Here is a 13,377-nt window from a genome sequence, read left to right as displayed (position 1 = left end):
TAGAAACACTATCCTTTTATGCGCGGATTCGGTACGACCGGCACAGTCTAGTGGCCCGGCGTGGAAGCGCCACGGCATGACACGCAGCGTGCTCGTGCCGTCGTCACTGGTCCGGGAAGCCGAGGACAAGCGGGCTGCGACCCGCAAACTCGGCTCCGTCGCCCGCGCGGCGGCGGTCTTCCGGGTCGACCGGCTGGTCGTCTACCCCGACCCCGTCGGGGAGCGTGACGCCAGCTGGGGTGACGGCGGGTTCGTGCACACCGTACTCGCGTACGCCGCCACGGCGCCCTACCTCCGAAAGGAGGCCTGGGGCAGGCGGAGCGAACTGGAGTACGCGGGCGTGCTGCCGCCGCTCCACCTGGGTGCACAGACCGGCTCCGGATCGAACGGTTCGGGGTCGTCAAGACAGGGCATCGTGACCGAGGTCGGACCTGAGGAGCGCGTCCGGGTCAATTGCGGCCTGCAACACCCGATCTCCCTGCCGGTGCCGCCAGGAATGGCGGCCCCGCGCGAGGGGGAACGCGTGACCGTCAGGGTCTCTTCACGCGAACCGGTCCGTGCGAAGCTCGTCGACGAACCCCAGCCGGGGTTCGACGTCGAACGCGCGGACCTGGCCACCACGCTCACCCGAGCCGACGCCGGCGTCCGTATCGCCGCGTCGCGCTTCGGGGAGCGGCTCACCGTCGCCCGACTCGACTCCCTTCGCGGGGAGTGTCAGTCGGCCGGCGGCTGGACGGTGGCTTTCGGGGCTCCCGAACGGGGGCTCCCCGCCATCCTCGACATCGAGGATGCGGCGCGCGAGGGGACTCCGAGTGAGACTGGTACCGTGGCCGTGGCCGGCCACACCGACACCGACGACGACGGCGCACCCGCCGGCGAGGCAGGTGGCGCCACCGATAACGAACCGCGCGACCCGCGGTTCGACCTCTGGCTCAACACGGTCCCCGACCAGGGAAGCGAGACAGTGCGAACGGAAGAGGCGATGTTCGCAACGCTCTCGTCCCTGCGTCTCCCCCGGCAGTAGGGGGTTCGGGGGCGTCGAGTTCCACGGTGCGACGAGGGACGCCCACGTGCGTTGTTGCGCGGGGCGGATTCGGCCCTCTCGCACCCCATACGAGGCGCCCACCAGACAGCAGACAGAGGAACACAACACATGCCACAACCGAGCAGACCACGCAAGGGCTCGATGGGCTACAGCCCCCGGTCGCGGACGGACAGCGAGGTGCCTCGCATCTCGACCTGGCCGGCCGACGGCGACCAGGCTGCCATCCAGGGGTTCGCCGGCTACAAGGCCGGCATGACGCACGTCGTCATGATCAACGACGAACCCGACTCCCCCCGCGAGGGGATGGAGGAGACCGTCCCCGTGACGGTCGTGGAGACGCCGCCCGTCCGGGCGGCCGCCCTGCGAGCCTACGAGTCGACGCCGTACGGACAGCGACCGATTACCGAGGTGTGGGCCGACGCCGAGAACCGTCACGACGACCTCTCGCGTGCGGTCTCCGCCCCGGACGAGATGGACGATTCGGACCTCCAGACGGCCCTCGACGAGGGCCGCGTGGACGACGTGCGCCTCATCACGCACACCGTCCCCGGTGAGCTCCCGAGCGTCCCGAAGACGACCCCGGATGTCATGGAGACGCGTGTCGGCGGCCCGTCCGTCGACGCACGCGTCGAGTTCGCCATGGACCTCCTCGAGGAGGGTGGCGCACACGACGTGACCGATGTCTTCCGTGCCGGCGAGTACGCCGACATCTCGGGCGTCACGAAGGGCAAGGGCACCCAGGGCCCGGTCAAGCGCTGGGGCGTCCAGAAGCGGAAGGGCAAGCACGCACGCCAGGGGTGGCGCCGACGCATCGGCAACCTCGGTCCGTGGAACCCCTCTCGCGTCCGCTCGACGGTCCCGCAGCAGGGCCAGATGGGCTACAGCCAGCGGACGGAACTGAACAAGCGACTCCTCGCGCTGGACGAGGGCGAGATGGCGCCGGACGGCGGCTTCGTCAACTACGGCGAGGTCGACGGGTCGTACGCGCTGGTGAAGGGCTCCGTTCCGGGCCCGAACAAGCGCCTCCTGCGTCTCCGCCCCGCGGTCCGCGCGACGAAGCAGCCGCCCCTCGACCCCGAGGTGCGGTACGTCTCCACGGAATCCAACCAGGGATAGATCATGGAAGCAACAGTACGCGACCTGGACGGCGAGGACGCTGGCAGCATCGAGCTGCCAGACGTGTTCGAGACGGTCCACCGACCGGACCTCATCAAGCGCGCCGTGCTCGCCGCCCAGGCCAACCGACGACAGGACTACGGTACCGACGAGTTCGCGGGCCTGCGGACGCCCGCCGAGTCCCCCGGCTCCGGCCGTGGGATGGCGCACGTCCCCCGGCAGAACGGCGTCGCCAAGCGCGTCCCCCAGACGGTGGGTGGGCGCCCGGCGCACCCGCCGAAGGCCGAGAAGGACCGCACGCTCGACATCAACGACAAGGAGCGCCAGCTCGCCGTTCGCTCGGCACTGGCGGCCACCACGGACGGCGAGCTCGTCGCCGAGCGTGGCCACGACTTCGACGAGGACGTCGCGTTCCCGCTCGTCGTCTCCGACGAGTTCGAGGACCTGCAGAAGACCCAGGAGGCCCTGGGTGTGCTGGAGGCACTCGGCGTCGCCGACGACGTCGAGCGCGCCGACGAGGGCCGCAAGGTCCGCGCCGGCAAGGGCAAGGGCCGCGGTCGGAAGTACAAGAGCCCGAAGTCCGTGCTCGTCGTGACCAGCGAGGAACCCTCGCGCGCCGCCCGCAACCTCGCGGGCGTCGACGTCGCGACGGCCGACGAGGTCAACGCGGAGGACCTCGCGCCTGGTACGCATCCGGGCCGCCTGACGCTGTTCACCGAATCCGCCATCGAGGGGGTGAGCGGACGATGACGGGAGATGTCGTCAAGCACCCGCTCGTCACGGAGAAGGCCATGAACAAGATGGACTTCGAGAACAAGCTCGAGTTCGTCTGTGACATGGGCGCGAACAAGGACGAGATCGCGGCCGCCGTCGAGGAGCGCTTCGACGTGCGCGTCACGAACGTCAACACCCAGAACACGATGCAGGGTCACAAGAAGGCGACCATCACGCTACACGAGGACGACGACGCACAGGACGTCGCGTCCCGCGTGGGGGTGTTCTGAATGGGGCGTCGTATCCAGGGCCAGCGGCGTGGGCGCGGTACCCCCACGTTCCGTGCGCCCTCGCACCGCTACAAGGCCGACCTCTCCCACCGGAAGGTCGAAGACGGCGACGTGATCTCCGGGGAGGTCGTCGGCATCGAGCACGACCCCGCGCGTAGCGCGCCGGTCGCGGACATCCAGTTCGAGGACGGCGACCGCCGGCTCGTGCTCGCTCCCGAGGGCATCGCCGTCGGGGACACGCTCCAGCTCGGCGTCAGCGCCGAGGTGGCACCGGGCAACACGCTCCCGCTGGCCGAGATTCCGGAAGGGGTCCCGGTCTGCAACGTCGAGCGCCAGCCCGGCGACGGTGGGAAGTTCGCGCGCGCCTCCGGCGTCAGCGCGGACCTCCTGACCCACGACCGCAACGCGGCCGTGGTCCAGCTCCCCTCCGGTGAGGTCCGGCGCCTCTCGCCGGACTGCCGCGCCACCATCGGCGTGGTCGCCGGCGGCGGCCGAACGGAGAAGCCGTTCGTCAAGGCCGGCAACAAGCACCACAAGATGCGAGCGCGCGGTGGGAAGTACCCCACCGTCCGTGGTGTGGCGATGAACGCCGTCGACCACCCGTTCGGTGGCGGTGGCCGCCAGCACCCCGGCAAGCCGAAGAGTATCTCCCGGAACGCCCCGCCGGGACGCAAGGTCGGTGACATCTCCTCGCGGCGGACGGGCCGCGGGGGCAAAGGGGGCCGAGACAAATCATGAGTTCCGAATACCAGATCGGCCGCGACAAGGACGAGGAGTTCACGTACCGCGGTCACACGCTCGACGAGCTCCAGGAGCTGTCGCTGGAGGAGGTCGCCGAACTGCTGCCCGCCCGCCAGCGGCGGAGCATCACCCGAGGGCTGACGACCGAGCAGCAGAAACTGCTCGAGGACGCCCGCGAGGCCGAGGAGGAAGCGACGGCCAACAACCCGCTCCGGACGCACCTGCGTGACATGCCGATCGTCCCCGAGATGGTCGGTCTCACCTTCGAGGTGTACAACGGCCACGAGTTCGAGCGCGTTCTGGTCGAGCCGGAGATGCTGGGCCACTTCCTGGGCGAGTTCACCCTCACCCGGACCTCGGTCGAACACGGCCAGGCCGGCATCGGCGCGACCCGGTCCTCGAAGTTCGTGCCCCTCAAGTAAACCATGGGAATCAGCTACTCGGTCGATGCCGACCCGGACTCGACGGCGAAAGCGATGCTCCGGGAGCGGCACATGAGCCACAAGCACAGCAAGGAGATCGCCCGCGAGATCAAGGGCATGACGGCCGGCGACGCCATCGATTACCTCGAAGAGGTGATCGCCGGCGAGACGTCGGTCCCATTCAAGTCCCACAACTCCGGGGTCGGTCACCGCAACGACATCGATGGCTGGGACGCGGGTCGATACCCGGAGAAGGCCAGCAAGGCCTTCCTCGACCTGCTGGAGAACGCCATCGGCAACGCCGACCACCAGGGGTTCGACGGCGAGAGCATGGCCATCATGCACGTCGCCGCCCACAAGGTGGGCGAGTCCCCGGGGCGCAAGCCCCGTGCGTTCGGACGCGCCTCCGAGTGGAACACCCCGCAGGTCGACGTCGAGATGATCCTGACCCAGGAGGAGACCGAATAATGGCAGACGAACACCAGTTCATCGAGAACGGCCTCGAACGGACCCAGATCGACGAGTTCTTCCAGTCCGAACTGTCCCGAGCGGGCTACGGCGGCATGGATGTCGCCCAGACCCCGATGGGGACCCAGATCGTCCTCAAGGCCGAGAAGCCCGGGATGGTCATCGGCAAGGGCGGAAAGAACATCCGGAAGATCACCTCCGAGCTCGAGTCCCGCTTCGACATGGACGACCCGCAGATCGACGTCCAGGAGGTGGACGAGCCGGACCTCAACGCGCAGATCGTCGCCGACCGGCTGGCGAACGCGCTCGAACGTGGCTGGTACTTCCGGAAGGCCGGCCACACGACCATCGACCGCATCATGGAGTCCGGCGCGAAGGGCGCCGAGATCGTCCTGAGCGGGAAGGTCACGGGCGCCCGGTCGCGCGTTGAGAAGTTCAACCGCGGCTACATCAAGCACAACGGCGAGCCCGCCGAGACCGTGGTCGACCACGGTCAGGGGGTCGCCGTGATGAAGCTCGGCACCATCGGTGTCGACGTGAAGATCATCGGCCCCGACGCCGTGCTCCCCGACGACTTCGAGGTCTACGAGGACGTCGAGGTCGAGGACTACATCGAGGAGTCCGACGAGAGCGTCGAGGAGCTCCTCGAGGGTGAGGGCGACGCGCCCGAGGACGCCGGCATGGCTGGCGAGGGCGAGCCCGAGGACCTCGCGGAGACCACCGAGGGCGACGCCGCCGACACCGAGGAGGAGGTCCTCGACGAGGCGGACATCGAAGAGGAGGTCCTCGAGGACGAGGAGGAGCCCGCCCCGGCCGTCGAGCCCGACGAGGAGATCGAGGACGACCTCGAGGAGCTCGAGGAGTCCGTCGAGGAGGAGGCCGACGACCTGATGGAGCAGATGCCCGACGAGGCCGACGAGGGCGCACAGGCCCCGGCCGAGGACGACTCGGAGTCGGCGGATGCCGACGAGGACGAGGACGAGGAGGGTGACGACGAATGACCATCCTGCACGTCGAGGAGATCCGCGACATGACGCCCGCCGAGCGGGAGTCCGAGCTCGACGAGCTCGAGACGGAGCTCCTGAACGCGCGGGCCGTGCAGGCGGCCGGTGGCGCGCCGGACAACCCCGGGCGGATCCCGGAGCTCCGGAAGGCCATCGCCCGCATCAAGACGATCCAGAACGAGGAGGCTGACGAGTGACGATGCTGACCCCCGAGACGCTGCCGCGCCACGAACTCACCGGCCTGCCGGTCCGCGTCGCCGACGCCACCCACGACGGGTACGTCGGCATCGCGGGGCGGGTGGTCGAGGAGACCGAGCGGACGCTGCTCGTCGAGAGCAGCGACGCTGTCGGTGGTGCGCAGGACTCGGGGGCCAGCGTGCGGCAGGTCCCGAAGGCGGCGGCGACGTTCGAGTTCCGCCTGCCTGCGGACACGACCCCGAGCGATGACGCCTCGGCACGCCCCGGTGGCGTGCAGGAGGCCGAGGACGCGTTCGTGACCGTGGCAGGTGAGCGACTCGTCGCCCGCCCGGCCCGACGGACCGAACATAGAGGTGATTCGATATGGCGCTAGGACTGAACGCAACCGAACCTGAGGCGGCCTGTGCCGACCCCAACTGTCCCTTCCACGGGGAGCTCTCCGTGCGGGGCGGGGTCATCGAGGGACAGGTAGCCTCGACAGACATGGACAAGACCGTCGTCGTCGAGCGGGAGTACGACGTGACGGTACCCAAGTACGACCGGCTGATGAAACGCCGGTCGCGGGTATCCGCACACCACCCGCCGTGCCTCGAGGTAGAGGTCGGCGACACGGTCCGTATCGCAGAGACACGACCGCTCTCGAAGACGAAGAGCCACGTCGTGATAGACATCAAGGAGGGTGACGACTGATGGAGGCGCTCAACGCCGACGTCACGCCCGGCCTGGAGAAGGGCTCGCTCATCCGGTGTGCGGACAACACCGGTGCCCGCGAGCTGAAGGTCATCAGCGTGGCCGGCCAGTCCGGCACGAAGAACCGGCACCCGAAGGCCGGACTCGGTGACAAGGTCACCGTCTCCGTCACGAAGGGCACCCCGGAGATGCGACGGCAGGTCCTGCCTGCGGTCATCATCCGGCAGCGCAAGCCCATCCGCCGTCCCGACGGGACGCGCGTGAAGTTCGAGGACAACGCGGCGGTCGTCGTCGACGACAACGAGGACCCCCGCGGGACCGAACTCAAGGGCCCCATCGCACGCGAAGTGGCCGAGCGGTTCGGCTCCATCGCGTCCACCGCGACGATGATAGTATGAGCAAGCAGCCATCCAAACAGCGGACACGACAGCGACGTGCGCCGCTCCACGAGAAGCAGAAGCAGGTCCGTGCCCACCTCTCGGAGGACCTCCGAGAGGAGTACGGCCAGCGGTCCGTCCGCGTCAACGCGGGCGATACCGTGGAGGTCCAGCGTGGCGACTTCGCCGGAGAGACCGGCGAGGTCGTCGACGTCGATCTCCGGTCGGCGACCATCAACGTCGAGGACGTGACCGTCGAGAAGGCAGACGGGGAGGAGGTTCCCCGTGACCTCGACGCGTCGAACCTCGTCGTGACGAGTCTCGACCTCGAGGACGACCTGCGCGAGGAGCGGCTGGAACAGACCGAGAACGAGGGAGGTGACGACGAATGACGCGCCACCAGAAGCGACTCTCCGTGCCGAAGTCGTGGCCCGTCGAGCGCAAGACCGCCACCTACACCGTCAAGGCCGACGCCGGCCCGCACGGTGAGAGCGGGGTCCCGCTGCTCATCGTCCTGCGTGACGTGCTCGACTACGCGGACTCCCGGAAGGAGACCCGCTACGCGCTCGAGCAGGACAACGTGCTCGTGAACGGTGAGCCGGCCTCCGACGAGGAGCGCCCCATCGGGATGTTCGACATCCTCGAGTTCACCGAGCGCGACGAGCACTATCGGGTCTTCCCCGACGAGGGCGGTCGGCTCGCGCTGACCGCCATCGACGCCGACAGCGCTGGCTCGCGCCTCGGCAAGGTCGTCGGCAAGACCCAGGAGGCTGGCGGCCACACGCAGCTCACCCTGCACGACGGCGCCACGCTCCGGTCCGGCGACGACCAGATCTCGCCCAACGACTCCGTCGTCGTCTCGAACGACGACAAGTCCATCGTGGCCCACTTCCCGTACGAGGAGGGGGCCTTAGTGACGGCCGTCCGCGGCACGCACGCCGGCGAGATCGGCCGCATCGACCAGATCCAGGTCACCCCCGGCTCCTCGAAGAACAACGTCCTCATCGAGGGCGACGACGGCCGCTTCGAGACGGTCGAGGACTACGTCGTCGTCATCGACGAGAACTTCACCGACGACGAGGGTGAGGCCGAGCCCGACGTCACCGCCACCGACGAGGACACGTCGCAGTCGGCGACAGCCGACGAGGACGAGGCGGACGCGGGCACGGACGACGAACCCGAGGCCGACGACGCCGAGGAGGTGAGCGACGATGAGTAGTGAAGCCGAGGGCGGAGAGTTCCACGAGATGCGCAAGCCGCGCATCGAGAAGGTCGTCGTCCACATGGGTGTCGGCGAGGGCGGGCGCGAGCTCGCCAACGCCGAGGAGATCCTGGCTGAGGTCGCTGGGCAAGATCCCGTCCGGACGACCGCGAAAGGCACCATCGCCGAGTTCGGCGTCCGCGAGGGCGACCCGATCGGCGCGAAGGTGACCCTGCGCGACGACCTGGCCCGCGAGTTCCTCGAGACGTCGCTGCCGCTCGTCGAGCTGTCGGCGAGCCAGTTCGACGAGTTCGGGAACTTCTCCTACGGCGTCGAGGAGCACACCGACTTCCCGAGCCAGGAGTACGACCCGAGCATCGGTATCTACGGGCTGGACGTGACGGTCAACCTCGTCCGGCCGGGCTACCGGGTCCGCAAGCGCGACAAGGCAACGAGCGACATCCCGCCGCGCCACCGCCTCGATGCGGCCGACGCGGTGGCGTTCGTCGAGAGCGAGTTCGACGCGGAGGTCAACGAATGAGCGAGAGCGAAACGGAACAAGAGCACGAGGAACCCACGGGCGAGAACGCCGCGAAGCGCACCGGCGCGCAGGAGGCCTGCCAGCGGTGCGGTCGCGAGCAGGGCCTGGTCGGCAAGTACGACATCTGGCTCTGCCGGCAGTGCTTCCGGGAGATCGCCCGCGGTATGGGGTTCGAGAAGTACAACTGATGACAGGAAACGATCCACTGGCCGCCGCGCTGTCCGGCATCGACAACGCCGAGCGAGTCGGCCACCTGACGCATGAGGTCGAGCCCGCCTCGAACGAGATCGGCTCCGTGCTCGAGGTCCTCTACGACCGCGGGTACGTCGACGGCTTCCAGTACGTCGACGACGGGAAGGCCGGCCTGTTCGAGGTCGAACTGAAGGGAGCCATCAACCAGTGTGGCGCGGTGAAGCCGCGCTACTCGGCAGGCGCCGACGAGTTCGAGCGCTGGGAGAAACGATTCCTCCCGGCCCGTGACTACGGTGCCCTGGTCGTCACCACCTCGCAGGGCGTCATGTCCCACTACGAGGCCCGCGAGGCTGGCGTTGGTGGCCAGGTTATCGCCTACGTATACTGACAATGACAACACGCATCGCAATCGACGTACCCGAGGACGTGGACGCCTCGATGGACCGGCTCGACCTCACGGTCGAGGGGCCCAACGGGAGCGTCACGCGCAAGCTCTGGTACCCGGACATCGACGTCGCCGTCGAGGACGGTCAGGTCGTCATCACCTCGGACGAGGAGGACGCCAAGACCAACGCCACGGCCGGCACGTTCGAGTCCCACGTGCGGAACATGTTCCACGGGGTGACCGAGGGATGGGAGTACACGATGGAGGTCTTCTACTCCCACTTCCCGATGCAGGTGAAGGTCGAAGGTGGCGAGGTCGTCATCTCGAACTTCCTCGGCGAGAAGTCCCCCCGGCGGACGCCCGTCCGCGGCGACACGGAGGTCGAGGTGGACGGCGAGGACGTGACGCTCCGCGGCAGCGACATCGAGGCGGTGGGCCAGACGGCCGCCGACATCGAGCAGCTGACCCGCGTGAACGACAAGGACACCCGTGTCTTCCAGGACGGGGTCTACATCACCAGCAAGCCGTCTCGAGGTGACGCCTGATGGCGGACGACAAGCGGGGTCGCGAGGACCAGGCGCGCGACCAGGCCGACGAGCAGGCCCGCGAGGAGACCGAAGAGGAACTCGAACGGATGGACGAAGAAGAGCCCGAGGCCGAGGACGAGGAGGACGAGTACACCGACCTGACCGACATCAGTGGTGTCGGGAACGCGAAGGCCGCGGCCCTCGAGGGCGCGGGCTACGAGACGGTCGACGACGTGCGTCGTGCCTCCCAGTCCGACCTCGCAGAGGTCGACGGCATCGGGAACGCGCTCGCCGCGCGTATCAAGGCCGACGTCGGCGGTCTCGAGGTCTCCGAGGAGACAGAGGCCGAGGTCGAGGGCGACGAGGAGGAAGCAGCCGAGGAGGACGTGGAGACGGAGCTCCGTCCCCGCGGCCACGCCGACAAGACGCCCGACCTGACCGAGAAGGAAGAGCGGCTGCTGGCCCAGCGCAAGCGCGTGGGCAAGCCGCAGTTCTACCGCCAGGACTACCACAAGAAGAAGCGCACCCCGACCTCGTGGCGCCGACCCCGCGGTGGCCTGTCGAAGCAGCGACGGGGCATCAAGGGCAAGGGTGACACGGTCGAGGCCGGCTTCCGGACGCCGAAGGCGGTGCGGGGCAAGCACCCCTCGGGCTTCGAGGAGGTCCGCGTGATGAACGTGGACGACCTCGAGGGCGTCGACGGGGACACCGAGGCCGTCCGCATCGGCTCCACCGTCGGTGCCCGCAAGCGCGAGCGCATCGAGGAGGAGGCCGAGGACCGCGGGATTCGCGTCCTCAACCCGACCTACGAGGAGGTGGAGGTGGAATCATGACCGACCTGAAGGCACAGAAGCGACTGGCCGCCGACGTTCTCGATGTCGGCAAGAACCGTGTGAAGCTCGACCCGAGCCGGCAGGAGGATATCGCGGACGCCATCACGCGCGACGACGTGCGTGAACTCATCGACGAGGGCGCCATCCGCGTCGAGCCCAAGAGCGGCAACAGCCGTGGCCGGGCCCGCGAGCGCGCGAAGAAGCGCGCGTACGGGCACCGCAAGGGCCAGGGCTCCCGCAAGGGCAAGGCCGGCGGTCGCAGCAACGAGAAAGACGAGTGGCGGAGCAAGATCCGCGCCCAGCGGCGGCGGCTCCGGAAGTACCGGCAGAACGGCGAACTGGACCCCACCGACTACCGCCAGCTGTACCGGATGGCGGGCGGCGGGGAGTTCGACTCGGTCGCGGACGTGGAGCGCCACGTCCGGGCCAACTACGACGTTGGAGGTGACGACTGATGGCGACAGGACCACGATACAAGGTGCCGATGCGGCGTCGGCGCGAATCCAGGACGAACTACCACCAGCGGTTGCGCCTGCTGAAATCCGGCAAGCCGCGGCTGGTCGCTCGAAAGAGCAATCAGCACACCAGGGCGCAGCTGGTCGTGCGTGGTGCACAGGGAGACGACACGGTCGCGTCGGCGACCTCGAACGACCTGCAGGACTTCGGCTGGGAGGCGCCCACCGGGAACCTGCCTGCGGCGTACCTGACCGGCCTGCTGGCCGGCAAGCGCGCGCTCGACGCCGGGCTCGAGGAGGCGGTCCTCGACATCGGCCTCAACACGGCGACGCCCGGGAACAAGGCGTTCGCGGTGCAGGAAGGCGCCATCGACGCCGGGCTCGAGGTTCCGCACAGCGACGACGTGTTCGCGGAGTGGCCCCGTACGCGCGGGGAACACATCGCGGAGTACGCCGAGTCGCTCGACGAGCCGCTGTACAGCGGTGACTTCGATGCGACCGAACTGCCGGACCACTTCGATACGGTCCGCGAGACCATCATGGAGGACATCGAACAATGAGCAGAGGCTGGGAACCCCAGACACGACTGGGCCGGAAGGTGGCCGAGGGCGAGATCAGCGATATGAAGACCGCCCTCGAATCCGGGCTCCCGCTGAAGGAGCCCGAGATCGTCGACCAGCTCCTCCCAGGGCTGGAGGACGAGGTGCTGGACATCAACATGGTCCAGCGCATGACCGACTCCGGGCGCCGGGTGAAGTTCCGGTGCGTGGTGGCGGTCGGCAACCGCGACGGCTACGTCGGCTACGCCGAGGGGCGTGACGACCAGGTCGGCGGTGCCATCCAGAAGGCCATCGGAATCGCGAAGCTGAACATGATCAAGGTCGAGCGCGGCGCCGGCTCGTGGGAGGACCGCTCCGAGCGACCCCACTCGCTGGCCCGGAAGACCGAGGGCAAGGCGGGCTCCGTCACGGTGGAGCTCATCCCGGCCCCCGAGGGTCTGGGTCTCGCCGCGAGCGAGACCGTCCGGAACGTGCTCGAGCTGGCCGGCGTGGAGAACGCCTGGACCAAGAGCCACGGCAACACCCGGACCACGCTCAACCTCGGGAAGGCGACCTTCCGCGCGCTGGAGAACGCCGCGATGGCTCGTGGCCCCCGCGCACTGCGTGCCGAATCCGACGTCGAGCCCGGGGAGGTGAGCGACTGATGCGTGTACTCGTCCAGCTCCGCGGTGAGGTCAACCAGGGCACCGACGTGCGCGACACACTCGGCATGCTCAACCTCCACCGCGTCAACCACGCCACGCTGGTCCCGGAGACGGACACCTACCGTGGCATGGTGAACAAGGTGAACGACTGGGTGGCCCACGGCGAGCCCTCGGCCGAGATGGTCGAGACGCTCGTCCGTCGCCGCGGCGAGCCCGCCGAGGGCGACGCCGACATCGACGACGAGTGGGTCGCCGACAACACGGACTACAGCGACGTCGCGTCGCTGGCCGAGGCGCTCGTGAACGAGGAGACGAAGCTCCAGGACGAGGGCCTCTCGCCCACGCTGCGGCTCCACCCGCCACGTGGCGGCCACGACGGAATCAAGCACCCCATCAAGGAGGGCGGGGTCCTCGGCAAGCAGTCGACCGAGGAGATCGACGCCCTGCTGGAGGCGATGCGATGACATCCAAAAAACGACGACAGCGCGGCTCCCGCACCCACGGCGGTGGCTCGCACAAGAAGCGACGGGGCGCCGGCCACCGCGGTGGTCGCGGTCGCGCCGGCCGTGACAAGCACGAGCAGTACCTCTACCCGCCGCTCGGCAAGTCCGGCTTCAAGCGCCCCCAGAAGGTACAGGAGGACATCGAGACCATCAACGTCCGGGAACTCGACGAGGACGCGGTCGTTCTCGCCGCGGAGGGCGTCGCCGAGGAGACCGGCGACGGCTACGAGGTCGACGTTCGCGACGTCGTCGAGGACGGCCACGAGGCAGACGCCGTGAAGGTGCTCGCCGGCGGGCAGGTCCACGAGTCGCTGACCGTCCACGCCGACGCGTTCTCGGACGACGCCCGCGAGGCCATCGAGGCCGCCGGCGGCGAGGCGGTCCTCACCGAGCGCGGTGAGGAGCGCGCCGCCGAGAACGAGGCCGAGGATGCCGAAGGAGATACAACGGACGAGGCCAACGAGGATTAAC

Annotated in this window: 24 protein-coding genes; all 24 read left to right on the top strand. The window is 68.7% G+C overall.

What is annotated here, in order from left to right; genetic code table 11:
• Positions 1-76: 76 nt before the first annotated feature.
• Entirely contained in the window at positions 77-1,024 is a 948-nt protein-coding gene (locus NL115_RS03410) for an RNA methyltransferase (RefSeq protein ID WP_254831811.1), read from the top strand.
• 129 nt (positions 1,025-1,153) lie between these two features.
• Positions 1,154-2,161, top strand: coding sequence for a 50S ribosomal protein L3 (locus NL115_RS03405; protein ID WP_254831810.1), 1,008 nt, complete (start codon positions 1,154-1,156; stop codon positions 2,159-2,161).
• Between the two features lie 3 nt (positions 2,162-2,164).
• Positions 2,165-2,911 carry a 50S ribosomal protein L4 gene (gene rpl4p, locus NL115_RS03400; protein WP_254831809.1) on the top strand — a complete coding sequence of 249 codons (747 nt, stop codon included), beginning with the start codon at positions 2,165-2,167 and terminating at the stop codon, positions 2,909-2,911.
• The gene (locus NL115_RS03395) at positions 2,908-3,165 is read left to right on the top strand and encodes a 50S ribosomal protein L23 (protein ID WP_254831808.1); all 258 of its coding nucleotides are present in this window, start codon (positions 2,908-2,910) and stop codon (positions 3,163-3,165) included. The genes rpl4p and NL115_RS03395 overlap by 4 nt, the downstream gene beginning before the upstream one ends.
• Positions 3,166-3,903, top strand: coding sequence for a 50S ribosomal protein L2 (locus NL115_RS03390; RefSeq protein ID WP_254823346.1), 738 nt, complete (start codon positions 3,166-3,168; stop codon positions 3,901-3,903).
• A complete protein-coding gene (locus NL115_RS03385; protein ID WP_254831807.1) occupies positions 3,900-4,328 on the top strand; it encodes a 30S ribosomal protein S19 in 429 nt (142 codons plus the stop codon). Before NL115_RS03390 ends, NL115_RS03385 begins: the two co-directional genes overlap by 4 nt.
• A gap of 3 nt (positions 4,329-4,331) precedes the next feature.
• Positions 4,332-4,796 (top strand): 50S ribosomal protein L22, encoded by a 465-nt coding sequence (locus NL115_RS03380; RefSeq protein ID WP_254831806.1) that lies wholly within the window; start codon positions 4,332-4,334, stop codon positions 4,794-4,796.
• The gene (locus tag NL115_RS03375) at positions 4,796-5,797 is read left to right on the top strand and encodes a 30S ribosomal protein S3 (RefSeq protein ID WP_254831805.1); all 1,002 of its coding nucleotides are present in this window, start codon (positions 4,796-4,798) and stop codon (positions 5,795-5,797) included. The genes NL115_RS03380 and NL115_RS03375 overlap by 1 nt, the downstream gene beginning before the upstream one ends.
• Positions 5,794-5,997, top strand: coding sequence for a 50S ribosomal protein L29 (gene rpmC, locus NL115_RS03370; protein ID WP_254831804.1), 204 nt, complete (start codon positions 5,794-5,796; stop codon positions 5,995-5,997). Before NL115_RS03375 ends, rpmC begins: the two co-directional genes overlap by 4 nt.
• A 2-nt stretch (positions 5,998-5,999) precedes the next feature.
• Positions 6,000-6,371: a ribonuclease P protein component 1 gene (locus tag NL115_RS03365; RefSeq protein ID WP_350355336.1), complete on the top strand. Its 372-nt coding sequence runs from the start codon at positions 6,000-6,002 to the stop codon at positions 6,369-6,371.
• Positions 6,362-6,688: a 30S ribosomal protein S17 gene (locus NL115_RS03360; protein WP_254823340.1), complete on the top strand. Its 327-nt coding sequence runs from the start codon at positions 6,362-6,364 to the stop codon at positions 6,686-6,688. Before NL115_RS03365 ends, NL115_RS03360 begins: the two co-directional genes overlap by 10 nt.
• The gene (locus NL115_RS03355) at positions 6,688-7,086 is read left to right on the top strand and encodes a 50S ribosomal protein L14 (RefSeq protein ID WP_254823339.1); all 399 of its coding nucleotides are present in this window, start codon (positions 6,688-6,690) and stop codon (positions 7,084-7,086) included. Before NL115_RS03360 ends, NL115_RS03355 begins: the two co-directional genes overlap by 1 nt.
• Positions 7,083-7,457, top strand: a complete 375-nt coding sequence (rplX, locus tag NL115_RS03350) for a 50S ribosomal protein L24 (protein ID WP_254831802.1) — start codon at positions 7,083-7,085, stop codon at positions 7,455-7,457. Before NL115_RS03355 ends, rplX begins: the two co-directional genes overlap by 4 nt.
• Entirely contained in the window at positions 7,454-8,284 is an 831-nt protein-coding gene (locus tag NL115_RS03345; protein ID WP_254831801.1) for a 30S ribosomal protein S4e, read from the top strand. Before rplX ends, NL115_RS03345 begins: the two co-directional genes overlap by 4 nt.
• Positions 8,277-8,807 (top strand): 50S ribosomal protein L5, encoded by a 531-nt coding sequence (locus NL115_RS03340; protein ID WP_254831800.1) that lies wholly within the window; start codon positions 8,277-8,279, stop codon positions 8,805-8,807. The genes NL115_RS03345 and NL115_RS03340 overlap by 8 nt, the downstream gene beginning before the upstream one ends.
• Positions 8,804-8,995: a 30S ribosomal protein S14 gene (locus NL115_RS03335; protein WP_254831799.1), complete on the top strand. Its 192-nt coding sequence runs from the start codon at positions 8,804-8,806 to the stop codon at positions 8,993-8,995. Before NL115_RS03340 ends, NL115_RS03335 begins: the two co-directional genes overlap by 4 nt.
• Positions 8,995-9,387: a 30S ribosomal protein S8 gene (locus NL115_RS03330; protein WP_254823334.1), complete on the top strand. Its 393-nt coding sequence runs from the start codon at positions 8,995-8,997 to the stop codon at positions 9,385-9,387. The genes NL115_RS03335 and NL115_RS03330 overlap by 1 nt, the downstream gene beginning before the upstream one ends.
• A 2-nt stretch (positions 9,388-9,389) precedes the next feature.
• Positions 9,390-9,929 (top strand): 50S ribosomal protein L6, encoded by a 540-nt coding sequence (locus NL115_RS03325; RefSeq protein WP_254831798.1) that lies wholly within the window; start codon positions 9,390-9,392, stop codon positions 9,927-9,929.
• Positions 9,930-10,018: 89 nt separating this feature from the next.
• Positions 10,019-10,744: a 50S ribosomal protein L32e gene (locus NL115_RS03320; RefSeq protein WP_254833142.1), complete on the top strand. Its 726-nt coding sequence runs from the start codon at positions 10,019-10,021 to the stop codon at positions 10,742-10,744.
• A complete protein-coding gene (locus NL115_RS03315; RefSeq protein ID WP_254831797.1) occupies positions 10,741-11,199 on the top strand; it encodes a 50S ribosomal protein L19e in 459 nt (152 codons plus the stop codon). Before NL115_RS03320 ends, NL115_RS03315 begins: the two co-directional genes overlap by 4 nt.
• Positions 11,199-11,759 (top strand): 50S ribosomal protein L18, encoded by a 561-nt coding sequence (locus NL115_RS03310; protein WP_254831796.1) that lies wholly within the window; start codon positions 11,199-11,201, stop codon positions 11,757-11,759. Before NL115_RS03315 ends, NL115_RS03310 begins: the two co-directional genes overlap by 1 nt.
• On the top strand, positions 11,756-12,403 hold the full coding sequence (locus NL115_RS03305) for a 30S ribosomal protein S5 (protein WP_254831795.1): 648 nt from the start codon (positions 11,756-11,758) through the stop codon (positions 12,401-12,403). Before NL115_RS03310 ends, NL115_RS03305 begins: the two co-directional genes overlap by 4 nt.
• Entirely contained in the window at positions 12,403-12,867 is a 465-nt protein-coding gene (locus NL115_RS03300) for a 50S ribosomal protein L30 (RefSeq protein WP_254831794.1), read from the top strand. Before NL115_RS03305 ends, NL115_RS03300 begins: the two co-directional genes overlap by 1 nt.
• Positions 12,864-13,376 carry an uL15m family ribosomal protein gene (locus NL115_RS03295; protein ID WP_254831793.1) on the top strand — a complete coding sequence of 171 codons (513 nt, stop codon included), beginning with the start codon at positions 12,864-12,866 and terminating at the stop codon, positions 13,374-13,376. The genes NL115_RS03300 and NL115_RS03295 overlap by 4 nt, the downstream gene beginning before the upstream one ends.
• The last annotated feature ends 1 nt before the right edge of the window (position 13,377 follow it).

Origin of the sequence: Haloglomus salinum, from assembly GCF_024298825.1 — an archaeon.
Taxonomy (GTDB): domain Archaea; phylum Halobacteriota; class Halobacteria; order Halobacteriales; family Haloarculaceae; genus Haloglomus; species Haloglomus salinum.
This window is presented reverse-complemented; position numbering and strand designations above follow the sequence as displayed.

Coding starts and splice junctions, on each gene's coding strand:
- NL115_RS03410 (WP_254831811.1), top strand. CDS start 77: ATGACACGCAGCGTGCTCGTGCCGTCGTCACTGGTCCGGGAAGCCGAG.
- NL115_RS03405 (WP_254831810.1), top strand. CDS start 1,154: ATGCCACAACCGAGCAGACCACGCAAGGGCTCGATGGGCTACAGCCCC.
- rpl4p (WP_254831809.1), top strand. CDS start 2,165: ATGGAAGCAACAGTACGCGACCTGGACGGCGAGGACGCTGGCAGCATC.
- NL115_RS03395 (WP_254831808.1), top strand. CDS start 2,908: ATGACGGGAGATGTCGTCAAGCACCCGCTCGTCACGGAGAAGGCCATG.
- NL115_RS03390 (WP_254823346.1), top strand. CDS start 3,166: ATGGGGCGTCGTATCCAGGGCCAGCGGCGTGGGCGCGGTACCCCCACG.
- NL115_RS03385 (WP_254831807.1), top strand. CDS start 3,900: ATGAGTTCCGAATACCAGATCGGCCGCGACAAGGACGAGGAGTTCACG.
- NL115_RS03380 (WP_254831806.1), top strand. CDS start 4,332: ATGGGAATCAGCTACTCGGTCGATGCCGACCCGGACTCGACGGCGAAA.
- NL115_RS03375 (WP_254831805.1), top strand. CDS start 4,796: ATGGCAGACGAACACCAGTTCATCGAGAACGGCCTCGAACGGACCCAG.
- rpmC (WP_254831804.1), top strand. CDS start 5,794: ATGACCATCCTGCACGTCGAGGAGATCCGCGACATGACGCCCGCCGAG.
- NL115_RS03365 (WP_350355336.1), top strand. CDS start 6,000: ATGCTGACCCCCGAGACGCTGCCGCGCCACGAACTCACCGGCCTGCCG.
- NL115_RS03360 (WP_254823340.1), top strand. CDS start 6,362: ATGGCGCTAGGACTGAACGCAACCGAACCTGAGGCGGCCTGTGCCGAC.
- NL115_RS03355 (WP_254823339.1), top strand. CDS start 6,688: ATGGAGGCGCTCAACGCCGACGTCACGCCCGGCCTGGAGAAGGGCTCG.
- rplX (WP_254831802.1), top strand. CDS start 7,083: ATGAGCAAGCAGCCATCCAAACAGCGGACACGACAGCGACGTGCGCCG.
- NL115_RS03345 (WP_254831801.1), top strand. CDS start 7,454: ATGACGCGCCACCAGAAGCGACTCTCCGTGCCGAAGTCGTGGCCCGTC.
- NL115_RS03340 (WP_254831800.1), top strand. CDS start 8,277: ATGAGTAGTGAAGCCGAGGGCGGAGAGTTCCACGAGATGCGCAAGCCG.
- NL115_RS03335 (WP_254831799.1), top strand. CDS start 8,804: ATGAGCGAGAGCGAAACGGAACAAGAGCACGAGGAACCCACGGGCGAG.
- NL115_RS03330 (WP_254823334.1), top strand. CDS start 8,995: ATGACAGGAAACGATCCACTGGCCGCCGCGCTGTCCGGCATCGACAAC.
- NL115_RS03325 (WP_254831798.1), top strand. CDS start 9,390: ATGACAACACGCATCGCAATCGACGTACCCGAGGACGTGGACGCCTCG.
- NL115_RS03320 (WP_254833142.1), top strand. CDS start 10,019: ATGGACGAAGAAGAGCCCGAGGCCGAGGACGAGGAGGACGAGTACACC.
- NL115_RS03315 (WP_254831797.1), top strand. CDS start 10,741: ATGACCGACCTGAAGGCACAGAAGCGACTGGCCGCCGACGTTCTCGAT.
- NL115_RS03310 (WP_254831796.1), top strand. CDS start 11,199: ATGGCGACAGGACCACGATACAAGGTGCCGATGCGGCGTCGGCGCGAA.
- NL115_RS03305 (WP_254831795.1), top strand. CDS start 11,756: ATGAGCAGAGGCTGGGAACCCCAGACACGACTGGGCCGGAAGGTGGCC.
- NL115_RS03300 (WP_254831794.1), top strand. CDS start 12,403: ATGCGTGTACTCGTCCAGCTCCGCGGTGAGGTCAACCAGGGCACCGAC.
- NL115_RS03295 (WP_254831793.1), top strand. CDS start 12,864: ATGACATCCAAAAAACGACGACAGCGCGGCTCCCGCACCCACGGCGGT.